The organism is Dongia deserti (assembly GCF_003574735.1).
GTDB classification, from domain to species: domain Bacteria; phylum Pseudomonadota; class Alphaproteobacteria; order Dongiales; family Dongiaceae; genus Dongia_A; species Dongia_A deserti.
This window is the reverse complement of record NZ_QORW01000006.1, coordinates 119,402-138,492: the sequence shown is the minus strand read 5'-3', so window position 1 is coordinate 138,492 and position 19,091 is coordinate 119,402. Positions and strand designations below refer to the sequence as shown.

The window sequence follows — 19,091 nt, the reverse complement described above, 5'->3', positions numbered from 1 at the left end:
TACTCCCGGGGAGTAGAGATAACGGATATGGACGGCTTTGGCGATTCCTGCCGGTGGCCTGCTCAACGGACCACGATGCGCCCCGTCATGTGGCGATGGAACTTGCAGAGGTATGCGAACTCCCCTGCGGTCGGGAAAGCGATTTCCTTGCGCTCACCCTTGCGCAGCGCGCCAGTGTCGAAGCCTTCGCCTGTGGCCGTGTGCGGCGCCAGGTCGAGATTGACAAATACGACAGTGCTGCCCGCTGCGATCTCGATATCAGCCGGCACAAACTCGAATTGCTGGATCTCCACGACCGGACTCTCCGCTTGCGCCGGTCGGACGAAGAGGGCTGTGGACAATAGTGCAAGAAAGCGGCGCCGGCCCCATGACAGCGAACCGGCGCCGCGCCTTGCGACTAGTGTCACGATCCGATCTCGTCCACGATCTGCTTGGCGTGCGTTTCGTGCGCCTTGAATGTATCGAGCGCGGAACCGAGCAGGGTCTTCAACTCACCATTCTCCACGTTCGGAATGAAGGCCTCGCCGACCACCTTGTTCACGGTCTGATGATAGGCAAGCTCGTTGGCGGCGTAGCTCTTGTCGAATTCGGCGCTGGAAAGCTGTGCCATCTTCGCCCAGTTGTCGCGCGCACCCTTCATCAGAGCCTGGCTGAATGCATTGTCCTGCGGCTCGGCCTTGAGTTTCTCCAGCAGATCGAGTGCGGCCTGGTTCACCGCTTCATGATCGCGGATCATCAGCTCGGCGAACTCGCGCACCTTGGGGTCGTCAGAGAGAGCGAGCGCCAGATGCGCGTTGCGGATATCGATATCGCCCGCAACATAGGCTGCGTGGGCAATTTCGAGGTCATTGAGCTTGGCGGGGTCCTGGGCCGTGGCGGAGCCAGCGCAACCCGCCGCCAGCCCTACGGCCAGCATAAGACCGGCCAATATGGTCCGAGACATGAGCGTTCCTCCCGTTTGGTTGCGATACAGGTTGGATGCTGGCGCCTTGCGCCGCGTTCCCCTTCGCGCGCAGAATCGAGGCGGGAACGTTCCGGCATTCGGCGCATCTAATGCGGTGATGGCGACTCCAAAACTAGACCCAGCGGACACCAGCACCGGCGAAGCGACCCTGATCGCGCGCGCCCTGGCGCGCGATGCGGTGGCGATGGCCGAGATCATGCGCCGCAACAACCGGCGGCTCTATCGTGCCGCCTGGGGTATTTTGCGGGAGGAGCAGGAAGCGGAAGATGCCGTGCAGGATTGCTATCTCAAGGCCTTCGCCGCTTTGCCCAATTTCCGCGGCGAGGCGGCGCTGTCCACGTGGCTGACCCGCATCGCCATCAATGAAGCGCTGATGCGCCGGCGCAAGAAGCAAGCGCAGGCGGCAGCGGTCGGCAATATCATTCCGCTACGGCCCGACGGCTCGCCGAAGGCGGAAGCGGTCGAAGACCCTGCGCTGTCGCCCGAGTCCGCCGTCATGCGCGCGCAGTTGCGGCCCTATCTGGAAAACGCGGTTGGCGACCTGCCGGAAGACCAACGCGCGGTGTTCATCCTCCGCGCGCTGGAGGACTTGAGCGTCGAGGAAGTCGCGCAGCTCCTCGACCTCAATCCTCAGACCGTCCGCACCCGTTTCCTGCGCGCCCGCCGCAAGCTGCGGGAAAGGCTGCAGCGCGAACTGAAGCTGAGCTTCGGCGAGATGTTGCCATTCGCAGGCGAGCGGTGCGACCGGCTGATCCAGCGTGTATTGATGCGCCTGGCTGTTTTCACGCCTTCGGCTTGAACTTTAGGGACGCGCCGTTGATGCAGTAGCGCAGGCCCGTCGGCGCTGGACCGTCCTCGAACACGTGGCCCTGATGCGCGCCGCATTTGGCGCAATGCACCTCGGTGCGGACCATGAAAAAAGAGCGGTCGGTCTGTGTCGCGGTGCCGCCTTCGATCGGTGCAACGAAGCTGGGCCAGCCGGTGCCGCTCTCGAATTTCGTGTCCATGTCATAGGCTGGCGCACCGCAGGCAGCACAGACGAAGGTTCCCGGCCGCTTTTCATGCAGCAGGGGCGATGAGCCAGGGCGCTCGGTCGCATGCTCGAACATGACGGCAAACTGCTCCGGGGTGAGCTGCCGGCGCCAGTCCTCGTCCGACTTGATGACCTCGTAGCCCTCGGTGGGGGCGATATTGCTCTTGCTGAAGAGTGCCATGTCGATGCCTCCAATCCTCTACGCTCGGTCGCCGGACAAGGATGCCAGGAACATGGAAAACAGCTCTGTCTGGCTCCCGATGCCGAGCTTGGCATAGATATTCTTGCGGTGGATCTTGACCGTGCCCGGCGCGATGCCAAGCGCGGCGGCGATCGCCTCCGAGGAATGGCCGCGCAGCACCAGCGCCACCACCTCGCTTTCACGATGGGTCAGGCGGTGCCGGCCGAAAGCAGCGAAAGCCTCGCGCAAGGCCGCCTCGGCGGGAAGGGTTCCTGGCGCATTGTCGAAGCGCTGGGCCAGGCCGCGCCAGTTGCGCTCCGCCGCCGCGATCACCACCGGCGCGACCGCGTGCAGCGCCGTCATCTCCCGCGTATTGAAGGCCGGCGAATGGCCGGCGCGCATCAGCGAAATGACGACCCGCGCGCCATCGCCTGTGGCGAGGAAAAAGCCGATCTCCTCAGTGAGGCCGGTCTGCACGTAGTAGGAGCGGTAATATTCGCTCTGATAGAAGCGGTCGGGCGCCAAGCCCCGCATGCGATAGAGCCCGGGCGCCACATTGTTGCGGCTGGCATGAAAGAAAGGATCGAGCAGATAGGGTCCGGCCTGATAGACCGTCACGAAGATATCGCGCCTCTGCGGGCCGAAATCATCATAGAGGTCGAGGGGCCGCTCCTCCCCCCGATAGCCGAAGATCACCGTGTGGTCGAACGGGGCGACCTGGCGCAGGGCGCGGGCCAAGGCCGGCGCAAAGCGCGGTCCATCCAGCTCCCGGATCGCTTCGGCCAAGGCCGGATACCAATCCAGCGTACGCTTAAGCATCTATCCCCACGATCAGGGGTAAACGGCCTGACTACCCCTCTGGAGGTATATACAAGGACCCCCGCTTGCCGCAACCTGATGCCCAATAAGGAATAACCCGGCGATGGGCCTCATCGACCTGGGGGCTGACAGGGAGTCGGTTTGGGCGTGACCTCATGGACTGAGCCGAAAGCAGCGGCCGCCGCGCGGTCGGCCAGCGCACCGGCGGACGTGGAATTTCGCAGCGTGACCAAGCGCTTCGGCCCGGTGGTCGCGGTCGACGATATCTCATTCGAGATTCCGCGCGGTTCGTTCCATTCCTTCCTCGGACCCTCGGGCTGCGGCAAGACCACCAGCTTGCGCCTGATCGCGGGATTTGAGCAGCCGGATGCCGGCGAGGTCGCGATCGGCGGCCGCTCCATGGTCGGCGTGCCGGCCTATCGCCGCCCGGTCAACATGGTGTTCCAGCACTATGCGCTCTTTCCGCACATGAACGTGGCGGACAACGTCGGCTATGGCCTGCGCCAGGCCCGGCCGAAGCTGGACCGCGCGGAGATCGACAAGCGCGTTGCGGAGACCCTGGAGCTGGTGCGCCTGCCCAAGATGGGCGCGCGGCGCACTTGGGAGCTGTCCGGTGGGCAGCAGCAGCGCGTGGCCCTCGCCCGTGCGCTGGTCAACCGCCCGACCGTTCTGCTGCTGGATGAGCCGCTGGCGGCACTCGACCGCAAGCTGCGCCGCGACATGCAGATCGAGTTGCAGAACTTGCAGCGCGATGTCGGCATCACCTTCATCCTGGTAACGCATGATCAGGAAGAGGCTTTGTCCATGTCCGACACCATCGCGATCATGCGCGATGGCAGGATCGTGCAGTTCGGCACACCTCAGCTTCTCTACGATGCGCCGGTCAACCGCTACGTCGCCGATTTCGTCGGCGAGTCCAACTTCCTCGCCGGCAAGGTCACAGCGACGCACACAAATGGCGCGAGCATCACGCTGTCCAATGGCCTTGCGCTCAAAGCGCGCTGGAGCGCGGCGGGCGAGCATCTGTCCGTCGGGGAAGATGGCGTGATCGCAGTGCGGCCGGAAGTGATCGGCCTGTGGCCGGTCGGCCGCGCGTCTGCCGATCTCGATCTGCGTCGCCAAGGTCAGGTGCGCAATCGCATCTATCTCGGCGACCACACGGAATTCAGCGTGCATGTGCCGGAGCTGGGCGAGCTGATGGTGCGGCTGCCGAAATCGGACCCGCTCGCCATGAGCCTGCAGCCGGGCGATATGGCGGAGATCGGCTGGCGCGCCGACCAGGCGCTGGCGCTGCGCGCTACCTAAGCGATTCCCCGGACACGAGGCCGGCGACGCGCCCCGCTGCCCGCAACAACCAAGACGTCGTATGCGCGGAGGAGGCAAACATGGATCGCAAGGAGTTCATCGAACAACTGCGCCGCTATCACAAGGGCTCGATCAGCCGGCGGCATTTTCTCGGTGTCACCGGCCTTGGCACGGCAACGGCCGTGTTGGCCGCCAGCGTGCCGCACCTGATGACCGGCCGGCGCGCCTACGCTGCCGGCGAGCTGGGCGACCAGGTGAATCTCACCACCTGGCCCGACTATCACGAGCCGAAGAATTTCGAGAAGTTCACGGCGGAGACCGGCGTCAAGGTCAACATCACCGTGTTCGGCTCGAACGAGGAGATGTTCGCGAAGCTGAAGGCGGGCGGGACCGGCTGGGACGTGCTGGTGCCGACCAACTACACGATCGAGACCTACGTGTCCGAGGACATGTTCGAGCCGCTCGATGCCGCGATGCTGCCGAACTACGCGCCGCAATCCTATACGGACCCGCGCTTCACCGAGCCCGGTACAGTCGGCGGCAAGCTTTATGCCGTGCACAAGGATTGGGGCACCACCGGCTACGTCATCAATTCCGCCAAGGTGACCGACAAGCCGACCAGCTGGAAGGAGTTCTGGGACCTCACCAACTCCAAGTACCAGGGCCGCACGATGGTGCATGACTACCAGCTCACCACCATCGGCAATGCGCTCAAGTATTTCGGCTATTCCTTCAACTCCAATGATGAGAAGGAGCTGGCCGACGCGGAGAAGCTGCTGCTCGACAGCAAGCCGAACCTGTTCGCCATCAACAGCGACTACAAGCCCTCGCTGATCAACGGCGACGCCTATATGTCGGTGTGCTGGACGGGCGACGGCAAGCAGCTGCAGAAGACCGATCCGGCCTTCCAATACATCCTGGGCAAGGAAGGGGGCGAGATCTGGGCCGACTTCTATGCGGTTCCAAAGGGCGCGCCGCACCGCGCGGCGGCCTATGCGCTGATCGACTTCCTGCTGGAGCCGAAGGTCAATGCCGACGAGGTGCTGTTCCACGGCTATCCCGTCGCGGACAAGCGCGTCATCGACCTGTTGCCGAAGGAGATCATCGAGGATCCGATCCTCTATCCGGCCGCCGAATTGCTGGCACCGCTGGAATTCGGCGCGGCGGCGACCCTGACCAATCCCGCCCGCGCCGAGATCATGGCGCGCTTCAAGTCGGCATAGGTCGGAACGACCCGCGTATGAGCTTGGGAACGCACAATATGGGTTCCTCCCCCGAGTCGGGGGAGGTTAGGTGGGGGCGTTGGTTCAACTCGACTCAATCTTCGCTTGAGAGAGCAACCCCCACCCCAACCCTCCCCCAACTTGGGGGAGGGAGACTCATCGCGTGCTGTTTCAAGCGCGAGATCCGCATATGACCGCCACTGCACAGACCATCGCAACACCCGCGGTCACCGAACGCAGGCAGTCGGGGCGGTGGCTCACCGCCCTGCTGCTGGCGCCCAGCGCCGTCTGGTTCTTTGTGCTGCTGATCCTGCCGCTGGCGGTCGTGCTCGTCTACAGCGTGGGCGTGCGGGCACCGGCCGGAGGCTACCAGGCGGCTTTCACTCTCGACAATTATCTGAACCTTCCGGCGCGCTGGGCCGCGTTCAAGAACACACTGACGTTGGCCCCGCTCGGCACGTTGATCTGCCTGCTCGCCGGTTATCCCCTGGCCTATTTCCTGGCGGTCAAATCAAGCGCACGCTGGCGCGTGATGCTGCTGATCCTCGTGATCGTTCCGTTCTGGACCAGCTTCCTCATCCGCACCTATGCCTGGATCTTCATTCTCGGGGGGCGCGGCATTCCTGCCTTGCTGGATGCGATGGGCATGGGCGACGTGCGCCTGATCAACACGCCGTTCTCAGTCATGTGCGGCATCGTCTATGCGTATCTGCCGCTGATGGTGTTCCCGATCTATGTCAGCCTGGAGAAACTCGACAAGAGGCTGCTGGAGGCCTCGGAGGATCTCGGCGCCGGGCCGTTCGCGACCTTCCGCCAGATCACGCTGCCCCTTTCCGCGCCGGGCATCATCACAGGCTGCATGCTGGTCTTCATCTTGCTGATGGGCGAATACCTGATCCCGCAGATGCTGGGCGGCGGCAAGGTGTTCTTCATCGGCAATGCGCTGGTCGACCTGTTCCTGCAGAGCCTGAACTGGCCCTACGGCTCCGCCGTGGCGATGGCACTGGTCATCATCATGCTGGTGACCGTCAGCCTCTATTTGCGCGCGACCGCCGCGACCGGCGGCCGTCGCGATGCCTCGCTGATCTGAGGCAGCCATGCTGCGCGCCTACTCCGCCCTGGTTTATCTCTTCCTCTATGGCCCGATCGCGCTGATCGTTCTGTTCAGCTTCAATTCGGGACTGAGCGCCGCCGATTTCCAGGGTTTCTCTCTGCGCTGGTACGCCAGGGTCGCCGGCAACTCGCTGATGCTGGATGCGCTGAGGACCAGTCTGACCGTCGCCTTCTCGTCCGCCGCGCTGGCAACCATCATGGGCACGATGGCCGCATTGGCTTTGCAGCGGGTCAAAGGCCCGGTGCGCGTGATCTTCGACGGCCTCACCTACATCGCGATCATGGTGCCGGGGATCGTGATCGGCATCGCGACCTTGATCGCCCTCGTCACGACGTTCGATGCGGCGAACGCGGTGCTGGCTGAGATCTGGCCGACCGACACGCCGCCGCAGCTCCACATGGGCTATGGCTCGATCATCGCTGCCCACACCTTGTTCTCCATGGCGTTGGTCGTCGTGATCGTCCGGGCGCGCATCGCCGGCATGGATCGCAGCCTGATCGAGGCCTCGATGGATCTCTATGCCGATCCTTGGGCGACGTTCCGGCAGGTGACGCTGCCGCAGCTGGCGCCTGCGATCCTGGCCGGCTTCCTGCTCTGCTTCACCTTCAGCTTCGACGACTTCGTGATCGCGTTTTTCGTCGCCGGGCCGCTCAACACGCTGCCGATCTACGTGTTCTCGTCGATCCGCCGCGGCGTAACGCCGGAGATCAATGCCATCGGCACGGCCATCATGATGTTCTCGCTGGTCATGCTATTCGGCGCACAACTGCTGCTGCGGCGCAAGAGCGTCCAGGGGAAAACGTAAGGAGGAAGGAATGATCCTCAAGGATCGCGTCGCCGTCGTCACTGCCGCCGGTTCCGGCATCGGGCGCGGCGGGGCGGAGATCATGGGCCGCGAAGGCGCCATCGTGATCGCCACGGACCTGGTCGCCGCGCGTGCGGAAGAAACCGCGCAACGCATCCGCGATGCCGGCGGCCGCGCCGAAGGGTGGCAGCTTGACGTCACCAAGGATGCCGATATCGACCGCCTGGTCGAGCAAACGGCAAAGACCCACGGCCGCATCGATATCCTGCACAACCACGCCGGCATCCAGATCGAAGGCACCTTGGAGCAGGTGCCGGTCAGCGGCCTCGACAGCAGCTACGATATCAACGTGCGCGCCCATTTCGTCGCGGCCAAGGCGGTGCTGCCGCACATGAAGCGCCAGGGCAAGGGCGTCATCATCAACACCTCATCCAACTCGGGTGTGTTCTTCGACAAGGGCATGCTGGCTTACATCACCAGCAAGACGGCGGTGATCGCCATGACCAAGCAGATGGCGCTCGACTACGGGCCCGACAACATCCGGGTCAACGCGCTGTGCCCCGGCTGGGTCGACACACCGTTCAATGAGCCCTACATGCGCCAGATGGGCGGGCGCGCTGCGCTCGAGGCTTACGTCAAGGACAAGATCCCGATGGGCCGCTGGGCCAGCGTGGCGGAGATCGCAGAATCCATCCTCTATCTCGCCTCCGACCGATCCAGCTACATGACCGGGCACGCTCTGGTGGTCGATGGCGGCGAGTGCATCGCATAGGGCGAGTACGCGCCCCGACGCTCTCGGTTCTTGCCGAGTGTCTGGCGATCAATCGGAAGCGCACTACTTCGCGTAGGGACCCGCTGAGGGACCGAAGTCGCCCTCGCACCAGGCCTCATTGCGGAAGGATCCGTTGCCGCTGCAATTATTGTCGATGAAACTGTATTCCGACAGCGAAGCGCCTTCCCTCGAGACCGAGCAGCCGGCCAGCAGGCTTGCTCCACAGATGAATGCCAGGACAGTGAGTCGCGTCATGTTTTCACCCTCATTTGTCGAGGAAGGACGAGACGCTAACAGCAGGCATGATAGCAGGTTCCTCGGCCAGGCGCGTCCTCGCCCGTTAATGATCGAGGAACGCGATTGAACTGATGAAAACAATGCGTTGGATCGATCGGGCGTTTCGGCGCCACATTCTCCACGAGCCGATTTGCAGTGGAGGAGCATCCCGATGGCCAGTGAGTTGAAAACCAAGCGCCCGACCTTGACGACGGCGGCCGGCATTCCCGTCGGCGACAACCAGAACAGCCTGACCGCCGGCCCGCGCGGGCCGCTGCTGGTCCAGGACTGGCAGCTGTTCGAGAAGCACGCCCACTTCAACCGCGAGCGCATTCCGGAGCGCGTGGTGCACGCCAAGGGTTCGGCAGCCTTTGGCACGCTGACCATCACCAACGACATCACGCGTCACACCAAGGCGAAGCTGTTCGCCGAGATCGGCAAGAAGGCCGAGGTGCTGCTGCGCTTCTCCACCGTCGCCGGCGAGAAAGGTGCTGCCGATGCCGAGCGCGACGTGCGCGGCTTCGCGCTCAAGTTCTATACCGAGGAAGGGAACTGGGACCTGGTCGGCAACAACACGCCGGTCTTCTTCGTGCGGGATCCCTACAAGTTCCCGGACTTCATCCACACCCAGAAGCGCGACCCGCGCACCAACCTGCGCAATCCGACGGCAATGTGGGATTTCTGGTCGCTGTCGCCCGAGAGCCTGCACCAGGTGACGATCCTGTTCTCTGACCGCGGCTTGCCGAAGAATTACCGGCAGATGAATGGCTATGGCTCGCACACCTACAGCTTCATCAATGCGCAGAACCAGCGCGTGTGGGTCAAATTCCACTTCAAGAGCCTGCAGGGCATCGCCACCATCTCGGAAGCGGAATCGGCGAGCGTGATCGGCACGGACCGCGAGAGCCATCAGCGCGATCTCTACGAGGCAATCGAGCGCGGCGAGTATCCACGCTGGCGCATGATGGTCCAGCTGATGAGCGAGGACCAGGCCAAGCAGGCCTCCTTCGATCCGTTCGACCTGACCAAGGTGTGGCCGCACAAGCAATTCCCTCTGGTCGAGGTCGGCATCCTGGAGCTGAACCGCAACCCGGAGAACTACTTCGCCGAGGTGGAGCAGGCCAGCTTCTCGCCTGCCAACGTGGTGCCGGGTATCAGCCACAGCCCGGACAAGATGCTGCAGTTCCGCGTCTTCTCGTATGCCGACGCGCACCGCCATCGCCTCGGCGTTAATTACGAAGCGTTGCCGGTGAACAAGCCGCGATGCCCCGTCCACAGCTATCACCGCGACGGCGCGATGCGGTTCGACGGCAACGAGTACGGCCGCGTCAATTACGAGCCCAACAGCTTCGGCGGGCCGGTGGAGGATCACCGCTTCAAGGAGCCGCCGCTGCCGATCGAGGGGCCTGCGGACCGCTATGACCACCGCGCCGGCAACGACGACTACACCCAGGCCGGCAACCTCTTTCGCCTGCTGACGCCGGAGGCACGCAGCCGCCTGATGGATGCGATCGCCGGCGCCATGCAGGGCGTGCCGGAGTTCATCCAGCGCCGTCAGATCAGCCATTTCGCCAAGGCCGACCCGGCCTATGGCGCAGGCGTGGCGGCCCGCCTGGGTTTAGGTGAGCGCGGCACCGCGGCGGCGGAATAGCGGCGGCGCCTCGGCTCTCTCGGGTCCACTGCCGCTCAGCGCCCGAGGCCCTTCCCCCTCCAGAGACGCCTCGGGACAATATGGGCGCGGCGAGCAACCACCGCGCCCTTTCTTTTGCCCGATCACTCGTACAGATTCGAGGCCGAGAGCACGAAGCGAAGGAACAGCTCATGAAAGCCGCCTTCTACGACCGTAACGGACCCGCTGACGAAGTGCTCAAGGTAGCCGAGCTGCCGATGCCCAGACCGGGCCCCGGCGAGGTCCTGGTGCGGGTGAAGACGTCCGGCGTCAATCCGTCGGATGTGAAGTCGCGCGCTGGCTTGCGTGCCAAGATGAGCTATCCGCGAGTCATTCCGCACAGCGATGGTGCGGGCGTGATCGAAGCGATCGGCGCAGGGGTCGATCCGGCGCGGGTCGGCGAACGCGTGTGGCTGTGGAACGGACAATGGCAGCGGCCCTTCGGCACGGCGGCGGAATACATCGCGCTGCCGAGCGTCCAGGCGCCGCATCTGCCGGATGGCGCGCCGTACGAGGCGGGCGCGTGCCTCGGCATTCCCGCCATGACGGCGCATCGCTGCGTGTTCGCCGATGGGCCCGTCGCAGGCCAGACCATCCTGGTGACGGGCGGCGCCGGCGCAGTCGGTCATTATGCGATCCAACTAGCGCGCTGGGGCGGCGCCAAAGTGATCGCGACGGTGAGCAGCGCGGAAAAGGCCGCGCATGCCAAGGCAGCCGGCGTCGACTATGTCGTGAACTACAAAAGCGAAGATGTCGCGCAGGCGGTGAAGGATATCACCAAGGGCCAGGGCGTCGATCGCGTCGTCGAGGTGGAGTTCGGCGGCAACCTGCAGACCACCCTCGCCTGCCTCAAGACCAACGGCATCATCGCCGCTTATGCCTCGTCCGCAATCATGGAGCCGAAGCTGCCCTTCTATCCGATGATGTTTCAGGGCATCACGCTGCGCATGGTGCTGGTCTACATCCTGCCCGAGGCAGCGCGCCGGCAATCGATCCAGGACATCAACCAGGCTCTGGTGCAAGGTGCCTTGGTGCACGCGATCGCGGAGACCTATCCGCTCGAGCAGATCGCCGACGCGCACAAAGCGGTGGAAAGCGGGAAAGCGATGGGCAACGTGGTGGTGACGATCGACTGAAGCGTTCTATTCGGCCGGCGCTTCGGTGCCGTAGCGCAGGACCTGCACGCGCTCCAGCGTCACCAGTCCCGCACCCATGATCGGCTCGATCGAGTCCAGGAAGGCGCGGATCTTGTCTTCCGCATCCACGATCTCGATCACCATCGGCAGGTCTTCCGACAGGCGCAGGATCTTCGCCGTATGCAGCCGGCTGGAATGGCCGAAGCCCATCGGCCCGCGCAGGACGGTGGCGCCAGCGAGCGGAAACTCGCGCGCCTTCAGCACGATCTCTTCATAGAGCGGCCGTTTGCCCGCCTTGTCGCTCTCCCCCAGGAAAATGCGCAGCAGCATGGCGTCCTTGGGAACTTGCATCGCCGCCTCCTATCGGTTGATGAGGGTCGCGAGCATGTGCCCCGCCCACACCATCACCAGGCACAACACCACCGAGCCCACGATGTTCGCGCCGACCAGCAGCCATTGTCCATCGCGTGCGAGAGTCAAGGTCTGCAGGCTGAAGGAGGAGAAGGTGGTGAAGCCGCCCAGGATGCCGACCATCATGAACTGGCGCGCCTCGGCCGGGATGAGGAAACGCCCGTCGGTCCCGGAGATGGTCGCGATGAGACCGATCAGGAACGAGCCGACGACGTTGACGATGAGCGTGCCCCACGGGAAGGTTTCGCCCACCAGCCGCGCGATGAGGCCCGAGCACCAATAGCGCGCCAACCCACCGAGCGCGCTCCCCACCGTCACCCACACAGCGATCGCAGCAGACATGCCTGCTCCTTTCCCGTCGTTGCATCTCACAGCGCGTGAAAAAACCCACCGGGCGGCGGGTTGCGGACATGCCCCCGCCGCGTGGGCAATCCACGCTGGCAGGAGTCATCAGCCTCTGCGGCGGTTCTCGGGGGACCCCATCCCCATCGCCGTGAAAGATGGCGGGCAGCCTTTGCGGCGTCAACGGCAATCTGTTGAGTGCGTGGCAGGTTTTCTGCAACAGAGCCATCCTATAGAAACTTTCCGCAACCGAATCGGCGGCTTTGGCACAGCCCGCTACAAGGCCATGACGCATGAATGATCCAGCGACGCCATCTCCTTCCCGATGCATCTGGTGAAGATCGGCACGTACACGGCATTCGGCGCGCTGAACCAGCGGCTGCTCCTGTTCGGTATCTCCGCCGGCGTCGGTGCACTCATGTCCAATTGGCTCGCCAAGCGCCTCATCAGCCGCATGAGCGAGCACAATTTCCGCGCCGTTGTCGTCGGCTTCATGGCCTTGAGCGGCGCCGTCATGACCTGGCGGCAAAGGGAGACGCTGTTGGGATTGATGTGAGGAGTAGGCGATCATCTTGTTTCCGGGCAGGCGAAACCCAACGGCGATATCCTTGGCCGGAATCAATCATCAAGGCGCTCAAGCCTTGGGTTTCACATTGCTTTCCCACCCAATGTCCTCCTGCATCCACCGCTGAAGCACAGCGGTCCATTCCATTGCGGCAGGCAGGTCCTCATCCGCAATGAAGAACAAGGCGGGCTCGGCTGCTTGATCGACGTGAATCGTCAGCGCGCTCGCGCATTGCACGTCTGAAGTCGCGCGCGGCATCCCGGCTACGGCCGGCAAATCAATGATCTTTGGCTTGGTAAGGCGGACCCGGCGAACGCGAGCATCGACGCGAAAGACGACATCAAATCCAAGGAATACCGGTGCGATGACGCGAATGAGCCGCTTCTCCGCATCAATCGCCGCAACCATGACCCCATCGACGGTGAGCACGTGCTCTGGACTGAATTGCTCTGTGCTGGCGTCGAACGGTTGCTTCACCGGCCGAGCAATCGCTTGGCGTGCTTGTGCAATGCGAAAGTCCAACCGCCACCTGGCTGCCAATTCCAACATTTGATTGCTACAAACACAGATGAAGAAAAACACGACATCGTACAGGGTCCGTTCAGCTTCCGGAATATGCTGACGGACGACCAGTATCCAAGTCGCCCTACCGCAGTCCAGGCGGCCGACACCGCAGGTAACTTCATCCGCCACAGCCGGCGTCTTCTGTCTGTCGCATCGCTTGCGATGGCGGCCATGGCGTTGCTCAACAGTCCCCACTGACTGAGATCGGCGCCACGTTCGCTGCTCAGGCGGGCAGCCCTAAATGCGCCAAAGCCATTTCGAAAAGCGGCCTCTAACCGAGGAACGCTGATCAAGAGGTAACCCCAAATTGCAGAAAAGGAGCCGCCACGATCATAAGTTACTGCGCGCAATTCCGAAAGCGACAATGAAGTCTCGCGGTGGTGCGAGGGCGGAAAGCGCGATGGACTGATGGGGTGCGTCTACGCCTCCGGCAGCCCGTAGACTTCCTGTGGGCTGTCGAAGCCGTGCATGGGATAGTGGCCGAGAGGCACCAGCTTGCTGCCACAGGGTGACGCAAACATCTTCGAGGCGAGCAGCGGCTGGTTGAGCGGACGGCAGAGGCCGGTGATGCGCGCCGCTAAGTTCACCGCCGGGCCGATCACCGTGAAGTCGAGGCGGGTCTGCGAGCCGATATTGCCGTAACTGACCGAGCCGGCATGAAGCCCTATGCCGATGCTGATCGGCGCCTTGCCCGCGCTGGCGCGCAATTCGTTGACGTCGCGCATGGCCTCCAGCGCTTCCTCGGCCGCCTCCAGCGCGGTGATGCATTTGCTGTCGCGGTCTAGATCGTCCTTCATCGGGAAGATCGCGAGCACGGCATCGCCGATGAATTTCAGGATCTCTCCGCCGTGCGCCAGCACCGGGCGTGTCACTGCATCGAAATAATCGTTGAGAATGGCCAGCACCTCGTCACGCGGCAGCTGGTTGCTCATGGCGGTGAAGTCGCGCAGGTCGCACTGCCAGATCGCTGCGGCGATGGTGACGCTGTCGCCGCGCCGGATAAGGCCGCCCATCACGCGCCGTCCGGCATCGGCGCCGAGATAGATTTCCAGCAGCGAGCGTGCCATCAGCCGCGTCTCGATCGCTTCGACGATGAGCGACAGCAACGGTAGCAGCGACTGGAAACCGTTGAATTGCTCGTCGGTGAAGCCGCCCGGCGCATCGGTTGCAATCGAGAGCGCAGCGAGCGGCCGTCCGTCGGCACGCCGGAGGCCGAAGATCGCATAGTCGGTGCCGCCCTCCGTCAGCAGGTCCTCGAGGATCGGAAAGTCGAGCCGAAGGCCAGGACCGAACAGGCGCCGGCGGATCATCGGTTCGCCCGCATAGATCAACGCCATCGGGCTGCGCAGGTACTGATCGCTCTGCCAGATGTCATGCTCGCGTGTAAAGGCCTCGACCTGCGGCGCGGCGCGCGACCAGCGATAGGCGATCGAGGCGATCTGCGGATGCAGGGTCGGCTTGGCGAGCAAGGCGCGCATCAGGGGAAAGCCGGCCGCCGTCAGCTCCACGCCCAGGCCGCGCAGCAGCTCGTGCCCCGTCGGCTGAACGCGTCCGTCGCGCAGCAGCCATCGGAAGGCGCGGTCGATTGCCGCATTCTCCAGCCGCAACTCCCCGTCTACTGCAGGCGGCAGGCCGAGTGCGGGACCGGTGCCAAATGGCTGATTCATAAGCCCATGATGAGTTTGGGGTTGAAGCAGGTCAAGCCTTCCACCATGTTCCGGTCAAGACCTGACATCCGCTGTCCGGATGCTGCCATTTTCCCGGAGACCGTCATGTTCATCCAGACCGAAGAAACCCCCAATCCAGCCACGCTGAAATTCCTTCCCGGACGCGTGGTGATGGAGCGCGGCACGGCGGATTTCGACGGCGCCGAAAAGGCTGCGCGCTCACCACTGGCCGAAAGCCTGTTTCGCATCGATGGCGTCGCGCGCATTTTCCTCGGCAGCGATTTCATTACGGTCACGAAGACCGACGAGAAGGACTGGCCGGTCCTGAAACCGCAGATCCTCGGGCTCATCATGGAGCACTTCTCCTCGAATCGGCCGGTCATTCTATCCGACGATAGCGCAGCGGCCGCCGACGACGAAGACGATGAGATCGTCGCACAGATCAAAGAACTATTGGAAACCCGCGTTCGCCCTGCGGTTGCCCAGGATGGCGGCGACATCATCTTCCATGCCTTCGAGGATGGCGTCGTGTATCTGCACATGCAGGGCTCATGCTCCGGATGTCCCTCTTCCACCGCGACCTTGAAGATGGGAATCGAGAACATGCTGCGCCATTACGTTCCGGAAGTGATCGAGGTACGACCGGTCTGACATAAGGGCGCGATCAATTGATTTGAAGGGGCGGGCCCATCCCGCCCCTTTGTTTTTGCAGGCCCACGGCCACCCGCGCCCATGGAACGCTGCCCACGACGACAATCGTGGGTTAAGGAAGCTTCCGGCAGGGTTTACCGGCGATTAACCAATTTGCCCCAGGCTGCGAGCTTCGCGTCCCCTATGCGGGCATTGCCCGGCTCGGAAGCAAAGCGACATGTTTCGCACCTGGCCGCTGTCGAAGAGATTTGCCGTGCTCAGCGGTCCGCTGCTGGTCGGCGCCGGATTGCTGATCGCGACCATGAATCACGTGTGGTTCATGGCCAGCATCGAGCGCGCGGCCGAGCGCAACAACGTGGCGCTGGCGCGCGTGCTCTCCAATGTCGTCTGGCCGGAGTTCGAATCCGACGTCCTGGCGCGGCAGGACTCGGACGAATGGCGTACAAGCCTGACACGGGAGATCGCCTCGCTCGTGCGTCACACATCTGTTGCCAAGGTAAAGCTCTATCGGTCGAACGGGCTCATGGTCTACTCGACCGACCCCACCGACACGCCGGAGAAAGAGGATGGCGAAGGCTTCGCAGCCGCCATCAAGGGCGAGGTCAAGAGCGAAGTCGAATTCGAGGACAAGATAAACACCTTCGGCCGCGTGACCAGCGACCGCCACATCGTCGAGAGCTACATCCCCATCTACGACGCGGACAATCCGCGGAAGGTCGTCGCGGTCTTCGAGATCTATGACGACATTACAGGGTTGCTTGCGCAATTCCGGGATGCCGAAGCCCGCCTTGGCGTGTTCCTGGCCAGCGTCCTGCTGTTTCTCTATGCATGCCTGCTTACGATGGTCGTGCGCAGCGAGGCGATCGCCAAGCGCCACCACGAAGCCAAGTTGCGCCTCGCCGACGCGGCCGCAAGGGCCGACGCGGCGAGCACGGCCAAGAGCGAGTTCCTCGCCAACATGAGTCATGAGCTGCGCACGCCGCTCAACGCCATCGTCGGCTTTTCCGAGGTTATGAAGCACGGCCTGCTCGGGCCCGTCACGCCGCGGCCCTATGCGGAATATGTCCGCCATATCTGGGTGGCCGCCTCGCATTTGACCGACATCATCGGGAACATTCTCGATCTCAGCAAGATCGACGCCGGCAAGGTGACCGTGGAAAAATCCACCGTGGCGTTGCCCGAGACCATCCTGTTGGTGTGCGGGATGATGCAGGACACGGCCAGCAAGCGCAGCATCACCCTGATCCATGACATCGATCAGGGCCTCGATTCCATGGTCACGGATCCCGTGAAGCTGCGGCAGATTCTGCTGAACCTGCTGTCGAATGCCGTCAAGTTCACGCCGGATGGCGGGCAAGTCATGCTCCAGGTCGGCCGCGTGGGCGACGGCATCGTGTTCTCCGTTCGCGACACCGGCATCGGCATGGACGAAGGTGAGATCAGGATCGCGATGAGTCCTTTTGGCCAGATCGAATCGCCCTTCTCTCGCATGCACGAGGGCACCGGACTCGGCCTGCCGCTGACTCAGCGTCTGGTCGGCCTGATCGGCGGGGGCATGGAAATCAGCAGCGAGAAGGGCGTCGGCACCGTGGTCAGGGTGATCTTGCCCGCCGACGAGCATGTCCCTTCGCCGACAATGCAGCTGGCGCCGGCGCTGCAGCACGTGCCGGCACACGCAAAGGCGAGCTAGTCCATCATCGGATGCGGCAGCCCCGCCTGTGCGACGACGGGGTAGTCGCGGGCATTGAACAGCTGATAGTGCCACCACTCGTTCGTATAGAATTCGAAGCCGGCGGCCGTCATCAGCCCGAGGAGGAGCAACCGGTTCCGCTGTGCCTCCAGCGACACGTCGGTGCGGCCGTGGTGTGATAACGGCGTGATGACGTCGAAGCCTGTACCCATATCGAGCTCCCGCCCGCTTGCATCGATCAGCGTCAGATCGAGCGCAACGCCACGATTGTGCGGTCCGCCTTTCCTGGGATCAGCGATGAATTCCGGGTCGGGGCTCGCGTTCCACAGCGCCCACTGCCCTTCGAGCGGGCGGTAGGCATCAAAGACCTTCAGCCGATAGCCGAGCGGGTGAGCCAGCGCGATCGCGACCTGCAGGCATTCCACAGCCTTGGGATGCAGGTAGGGCTTGGCATCGGCGCGGTAGAACGGCCTGCCCGCAATATTGTTGGGAGTGGCATAGGCAAGTTCGACGACAAGGTCGAATTCAGGCGGGCTGATATCGATGAGGCTCATGCGATCCGGAGGTCGATGGAATGACGCACGCTTGTCACGTCGGCAGACGAAGGCTACACACGCGATTGATGCGAAGGCATCCCTAGCAAACCTGCGCCGAGGAGCAAAGCCCGTCCGTCACATGGCTGCCATTCAATGAGCGCCGCTTCGACACCACCCCTTCTCTCGGCGCCGTTGCTGGCGATCGAGACTGCCGGCTCCGCCTGCTCGGTCGCGATACGCCTGAGTGCAGAGCGGCCGCCGGCGCACGAGATCATGGCGACCTCGCACGGCCACGCCACTGCGCTGGCGCCGATGATCCGGCGGCTCGCCCAGGCCACCGGCATCGACCTCAAGTCCCTGAAGGCGATCGCCGTCTCCTGCGGACCGGGAGGCTTTACCGGCATCCGCGTCGGCCTCTCGACTGCGCGGGCCATGGCGCTCGCCATCGGATGTCCAATTGTCGGGATCGGCAGCTTCCAGGCGCTGGCCGCCACTGCCGCGCGCTCCGGCGGCAAGCTCGCGGTATGCAATCTGGTGGTGCTGGACAGCCGGCGCAGCGAATTGTTCGCGGTGGAGCTTGGCCCCGACCTGCAGCCTTTGTCGCCCGCCGCGTTGTTGACAGCCGCCGAGATCGAGACGCGGTGCAAGGCTGGTGACATTGCACTCATCGCGGATGCGGAACTGACGCAGTTCGCTGCGCTGGGCGGTCTCAGCGCCAGTGCAGATGCGATCGCGGTTGCGGAGCTAGCGGCCACCCGGCCCGATCTGCTTCAGTCGGCGGAGCCGATCTATTTGCGGCCGCCCGACATTTCGCAACCCAGGCCGCGCAAGCCATGATGCACGAGTCGTCAGATGCCGTGCGCGTCCTCCCGGTCACGGCCTTTGATCTGGGCGTGCTTGCCGAATTGCACGCCGCCATTTTCAAGGCGCCATGGGACCAGCCCTGGTCCGTGCAGAGCTTCGCGGAGATCCTGGCGATGCCGGGTGTGCAAGGCTGGCTGATGATCAGCGGCGAGACGCCGATCGGATTCATGCTGGCGCGCTTTACGCTGGATGAAGGCGAGATCCTGCTGACCGGAATTGTGCCGCAAGAACGGCGCCGTGGTCACGCCGCGCACCTGATGCGCATCTTGTTCGATCACGCACGCGCGGCGGGAATCGCAAGCATGTTTCTGGAACATGCCGCCGGCAACGAGGCGGCCGGTGCGCTCTATGGTCGGTTTGGCTTTTCTCCGATCGGGCGGCGGCGCGCCTATTACGAACGGCGTGGCGGCGGGCGCGAGGATGCCATCACCTTGCGCTGCGACCTGTCGGTACGCGACATCGACCGACAGGGGGTTCCGCATAAATAGAATTGCGGAACCTTTT

23 protein-coding genes and 1 riboswitch are annotated in these 19,091 nt (G+C 63.6%); of the genes, 13 read left to right on the top strand and 10 right to left on the bottom strand.

Translation table 11 applies throughout. The features are described from left to right. Positions 1 to 62 precede the first annotated feature (62 nt). Positions 63 to 407, bottom strand: coding sequence for a plastocyanin/azurin family copper-binding protein (locus tag DTX69_RS11045; RefSeq protein ID WP_162917081.1), 345 nt, complete (start codon positions 405 to 407; stop codon positions 63 to 65). Then, positions 404 to 943 carry a DUF4142 domain-containing protein gene (locus DTX69_RS11040; protein ID WP_119301593.1) on the bottom strand — a complete coding sequence of 180 codons (540 nt, stop codon included), beginning with the start codon at positions 941 to 943 and terminating at the stop codon, positions 404 to 406. The genes DTX69_RS11045 and DTX69_RS11040 overlap by 4 nt, the downstream gene beginning before the upstream one ends. 118 nt (positions 944 to 1,061) lie before the next feature. Between DTX69_RS11040 and DTX69_RS11035 the strand changes: the two genes are divergently transcribed. Continuing rightward, entirely contained in the window at positions 1,062 to 1,763 is a 702-nt protein-coding gene (locus tag DTX69_RS11035) for an RNA polymerase sigma factor (protein ID WP_162917080.1), read from the top strand. On the opposite strand, the gene msrB is transcribed toward DTX69_RS11035, so the two are convergent. Beyond that, positions 1,747 to 2,178: a peptide-methionine (R)-S-oxide reductase MsrB gene (gene msrB, locus DTX69_RS11030; protein WP_119301592.1), complete on the bottom strand. Its 432-nt coding sequence runs from the start codon at positions 2,176 to 2,178 to the stop codon at positions 1,747 to 1,749. The two genes, DTX69_RS11035 and msrB, sit on opposite strands and share 17 nt — an antisense overlap. A gap of 18 nt (positions 2,179 to 2,196) precedes the next feature. Further along, positions 2,197 to 2,997: a helix-turn-helix transcriptional regulator gene (locus DTX69_RS11025; protein ID WP_119301591.1), complete on the bottom strand. Its 801-nt coding sequence runs from the start codon at positions 2,995 to 2,997 to the stop codon at positions 2,197 to 2,199. Positions 2,998 to 3,144: 147 nt separating this feature from the next. Here DTX69_RS11025 and DTX69_RS11020 point away from each other — a divergent pair, with 147 nt between their 5' ends. The 5 genes from DTX69_RS11020 (at position 3,145) to DTX69_RS11000 (ending at position 8,216) form a co-directional block, all read left to right on the top strand. Continuing rightward, positions 3,145 to 4,302: an ABC transporter ATP-binding protein gene (locus DTX69_RS11020; protein ID WP_119301772.1), complete on the top strand. Its 1,158-nt coding sequence runs from the start codon at positions 3,145 to 3,147 to the stop codon at positions 4,300 to 4,302. A gap of 80 nt (positions 4,303 to 4,382) precedes the next feature. Next, positions 4,383 to 5,525 carry an ABC transporter substrate-binding protein gene (locus DTX69_RS11015; RefSeq protein ID WP_119301590.1) on the top strand — a complete coding sequence of 381 codons (1,143 nt, stop codon included), beginning with the start codon at positions 4,383 to 4,385 and terminating at the stop codon, positions 5,523 to 5,525. Between the two features lie 190 nt (positions 5,526 to 5,715). Continuing rightward, positions 5,716 to 6,615 carry an ABC transporter permease gene (locus DTX69_RS11010; protein ID WP_119301589.1) on the top strand — a complete coding sequence of 300 codons (900 nt, stop codon included), beginning with the start codon at positions 5,716 to 5,718 and terminating at the stop codon, positions 6,613 to 6,615. Positions 6,616 to 6,622: 7 nt separating this feature from the next. Next, positions 6,623 to 7,444, top strand: a complete 822-nt coding sequence (locus tag DTX69_RS11005) for an ABC transporter permease (protein WP_284735696.1) — start codon at positions 6,623 to 6,625, stop codon at positions 7,442 to 7,444. A gap of 10 nt (positions 7,445 to 7,454) precedes the next feature. Continuing rightward, positions 7,455 to 8,216: an SDR family NAD(P)-dependent oxidoreductase gene (locus DTX69_RS11000; protein WP_119301588.1), complete on the top strand. Its 762-nt coding sequence runs from the start codon at positions 7,455 to 7,457 to the stop codon at positions 8,214 to 8,216. A gap of 63 nt (positions 8,217 to 8,279) precedes the next feature. On the opposite strand, the gene DTX69_RS10995 is transcribed toward DTX69_RS11000, so the two are convergent. Beyond that, on the bottom strand, positions 8,280 to 8,471 hold the full coding sequence (locus tag DTX69_RS10995) for a hypothetical protein (protein ID WP_119301587.1): 192 nt from the start codon (positions 8,469 to 8,471) through the stop codon (positions 8,280 to 8,282). Between the two features lie 193 nt (positions 8,472 to 8,664). On the opposite strand from DTX69_RS10995, the gene DTX69_RS10990 reads away from it, so the two are divergent. Together DTX69_RS10990 and DTX69_RS10985 are read left to right on the top strand one after the other, a co-directional pair. Further along, a complete protein-coding gene (locus tag DTX69_RS10990; RefSeq protein ID WP_119301586.1) occupies positions 8,665 to 10,143 on the top strand; it encodes a catalase in 1,479 nt (492 codons plus the stop codon). Positions 10,144 to 10,313: 170 nt separating this feature from the next. Continuing rightward, entirely contained in the window at positions 10,314 to 11,297 is a 984-nt protein-coding gene (locus DTX69_RS10985; protein ID WP_119301585.1) for an NADPH:quinone reductase, read from the top strand. A 6-nt stretch (positions 11,298 to 11,303) separates the two neighbouring features. On the opposite strand, the gene DTX69_RS10980 is transcribed toward DTX69_RS10985, so the two are convergent. Together DTX69_RS10980 and crcB are read right to left on the bottom strand one after the other, a co-directional pair. Next, positions 11,304 to 11,648 carry a DUF190 domain-containing protein gene (locus DTX69_RS10980; protein ID WP_119301584.1) on the bottom strand — a complete coding sequence of 115 codons (345 nt, stop codon included), beginning with the start codon at positions 11,646 to 11,648 and terminating at the stop codon, positions 11,304 to 11,306. Positions 11,649 to 11,657: 9 nt separating this feature from the next. Further along, the gene (gene crcB / locus DTX69_RS10975; RefSeq protein WP_119301583.1) at positions 11,658 to 12,050 is read right to left on the bottom strand and encodes a fluoride efflux transporter CrcB; all 393 of its coding nucleotides are present in this window, start codon (positions 12,048 to 12,050) and stop codon (positions 11,658 to 11,660) included. A 92-nt stretch (positions 12,051 to 12,142) separates the two neighbouring features. Then, positions 12,143 to 12,204: riboswitch (Fluoride riboswitch) on the bottom strand. 180 nt (positions 12,205 to 12,384) lie between these two features. On the opposite strand from crcB, the gene DTX69_RS10970 reads away from it, so the two are divergent. Beyond that, on the top strand, positions 12,385 to 12,606 hold the full coding sequence (locus tag DTX69_RS10970; protein ID WP_284735695.1) for a hypothetical protein: 222 nt from the start codon (positions 12,385 to 12,387) through the stop codon (positions 12,604 to 12,606). Between the two features lie 78 nt (positions 12,607 to 12,684). On the opposite strand, the gene DTX69_RS10965 is transcribed toward DTX69_RS10970, so the two are convergent. Together DTX69_RS10965 and DTX69_RS10960 are read right to left on the bottom strand one after the other, a co-directional pair. After that, complete coding sequence (locus tag DTX69_RS10965; protein ID WP_162917079.1) at positions 12,685 to 13,308, bottom strand: hypothetical protein; 624 nt, start codon at positions 13,306 to 13,308, stop codon at positions 12,685 to 12,687. Positions 13,309 to 13,598: 290 nt separating this feature from the next. Beyond that, positions 13,599 to 14,846, bottom strand: a complete 1,248-nt coding sequence (locus DTX69_RS10960) for an adenylate/guanylate cyclase domain-containing protein (protein ID WP_119301581.1) — start codon at positions 14,844 to 14,846, stop codon at positions 13,599 to 13,601. A 105-nt stretch (positions 14,847 to 14,951) separates the two neighbouring features. Here DTX69_RS10960 and DTX69_RS10955 point away from each other — a divergent pair, with 105 nt between their 5' ends. Together DTX69_RS10955 and DTX69_RS10950 are read left to right on the top strand one after the other, a co-directional pair. Further along, positions 14,952 to 15,497, top strand: coding sequence for a NifU family protein (locus DTX69_RS10955; RefSeq protein ID WP_119301580.1), 546 nt, complete (start codon positions 14,952 to 14,954; stop codon positions 15,495 to 15,497). Between the two features lie 217 nt (positions 15,498 to 15,714). After that, complete coding sequence (locus DTX69_RS10950; RefSeq protein WP_119301579.1) at positions 15,715 to 17,187, top strand: sensor histidine kinase; 1,473 nt, start codon at positions 15,715 to 15,717, stop codon at positions 17,185 to 17,187. On the opposite strand, the gene ddpX is transcribed toward DTX69_RS10950, so the two are convergent. Further along, positions 17,184 to 17,741 (bottom strand): D-alanyl-D-alanine dipeptidase, encoded by a 558-nt coding sequence (gene ddpX / locus DTX69_RS10945; RefSeq protein ID WP_119301578.1) that lies wholly within the window; start codon positions 17,739 to 17,741, stop codon positions 17,184 to 17,186. The genes DTX69_RS10950 and ddpX overlap by 4 nt on opposite strands. Before the next feature lie 135 nt (positions 17,742 to 17,876). On the opposite strand from ddpX, the gene tsaB reads away from it, so the two are divergent. Next, a complete protein-coding gene (tsaB, locus tag DTX69_RS10940) occupies positions 17,877 to 18,560 on the top strand; it encodes a tRNA (adenosine(37)-N6)-threonylcarbamoyltransferase complex dimerization subunit type 1 TsaB (protein WP_119301577.1) in 684 nt (227 codons plus the stop codon). Continuing rightward, on the top strand, positions 18,557 to 19,075 hold the full coding sequence (locus tag DTX69_RS10935; RefSeq protein WP_119301576.1) for a GNAT family N-acetyltransferase: 519 nt from the start codon (positions 18,557 to 18,559) through the stop codon (positions 19,073 to 19,075). The genes tsaB and DTX69_RS10935 overlap by 4 nt, the downstream gene beginning before the upstream one ends. The last annotated feature ends 16 nt before the right edge of the window (positions 19,076 to 19,091 follow it).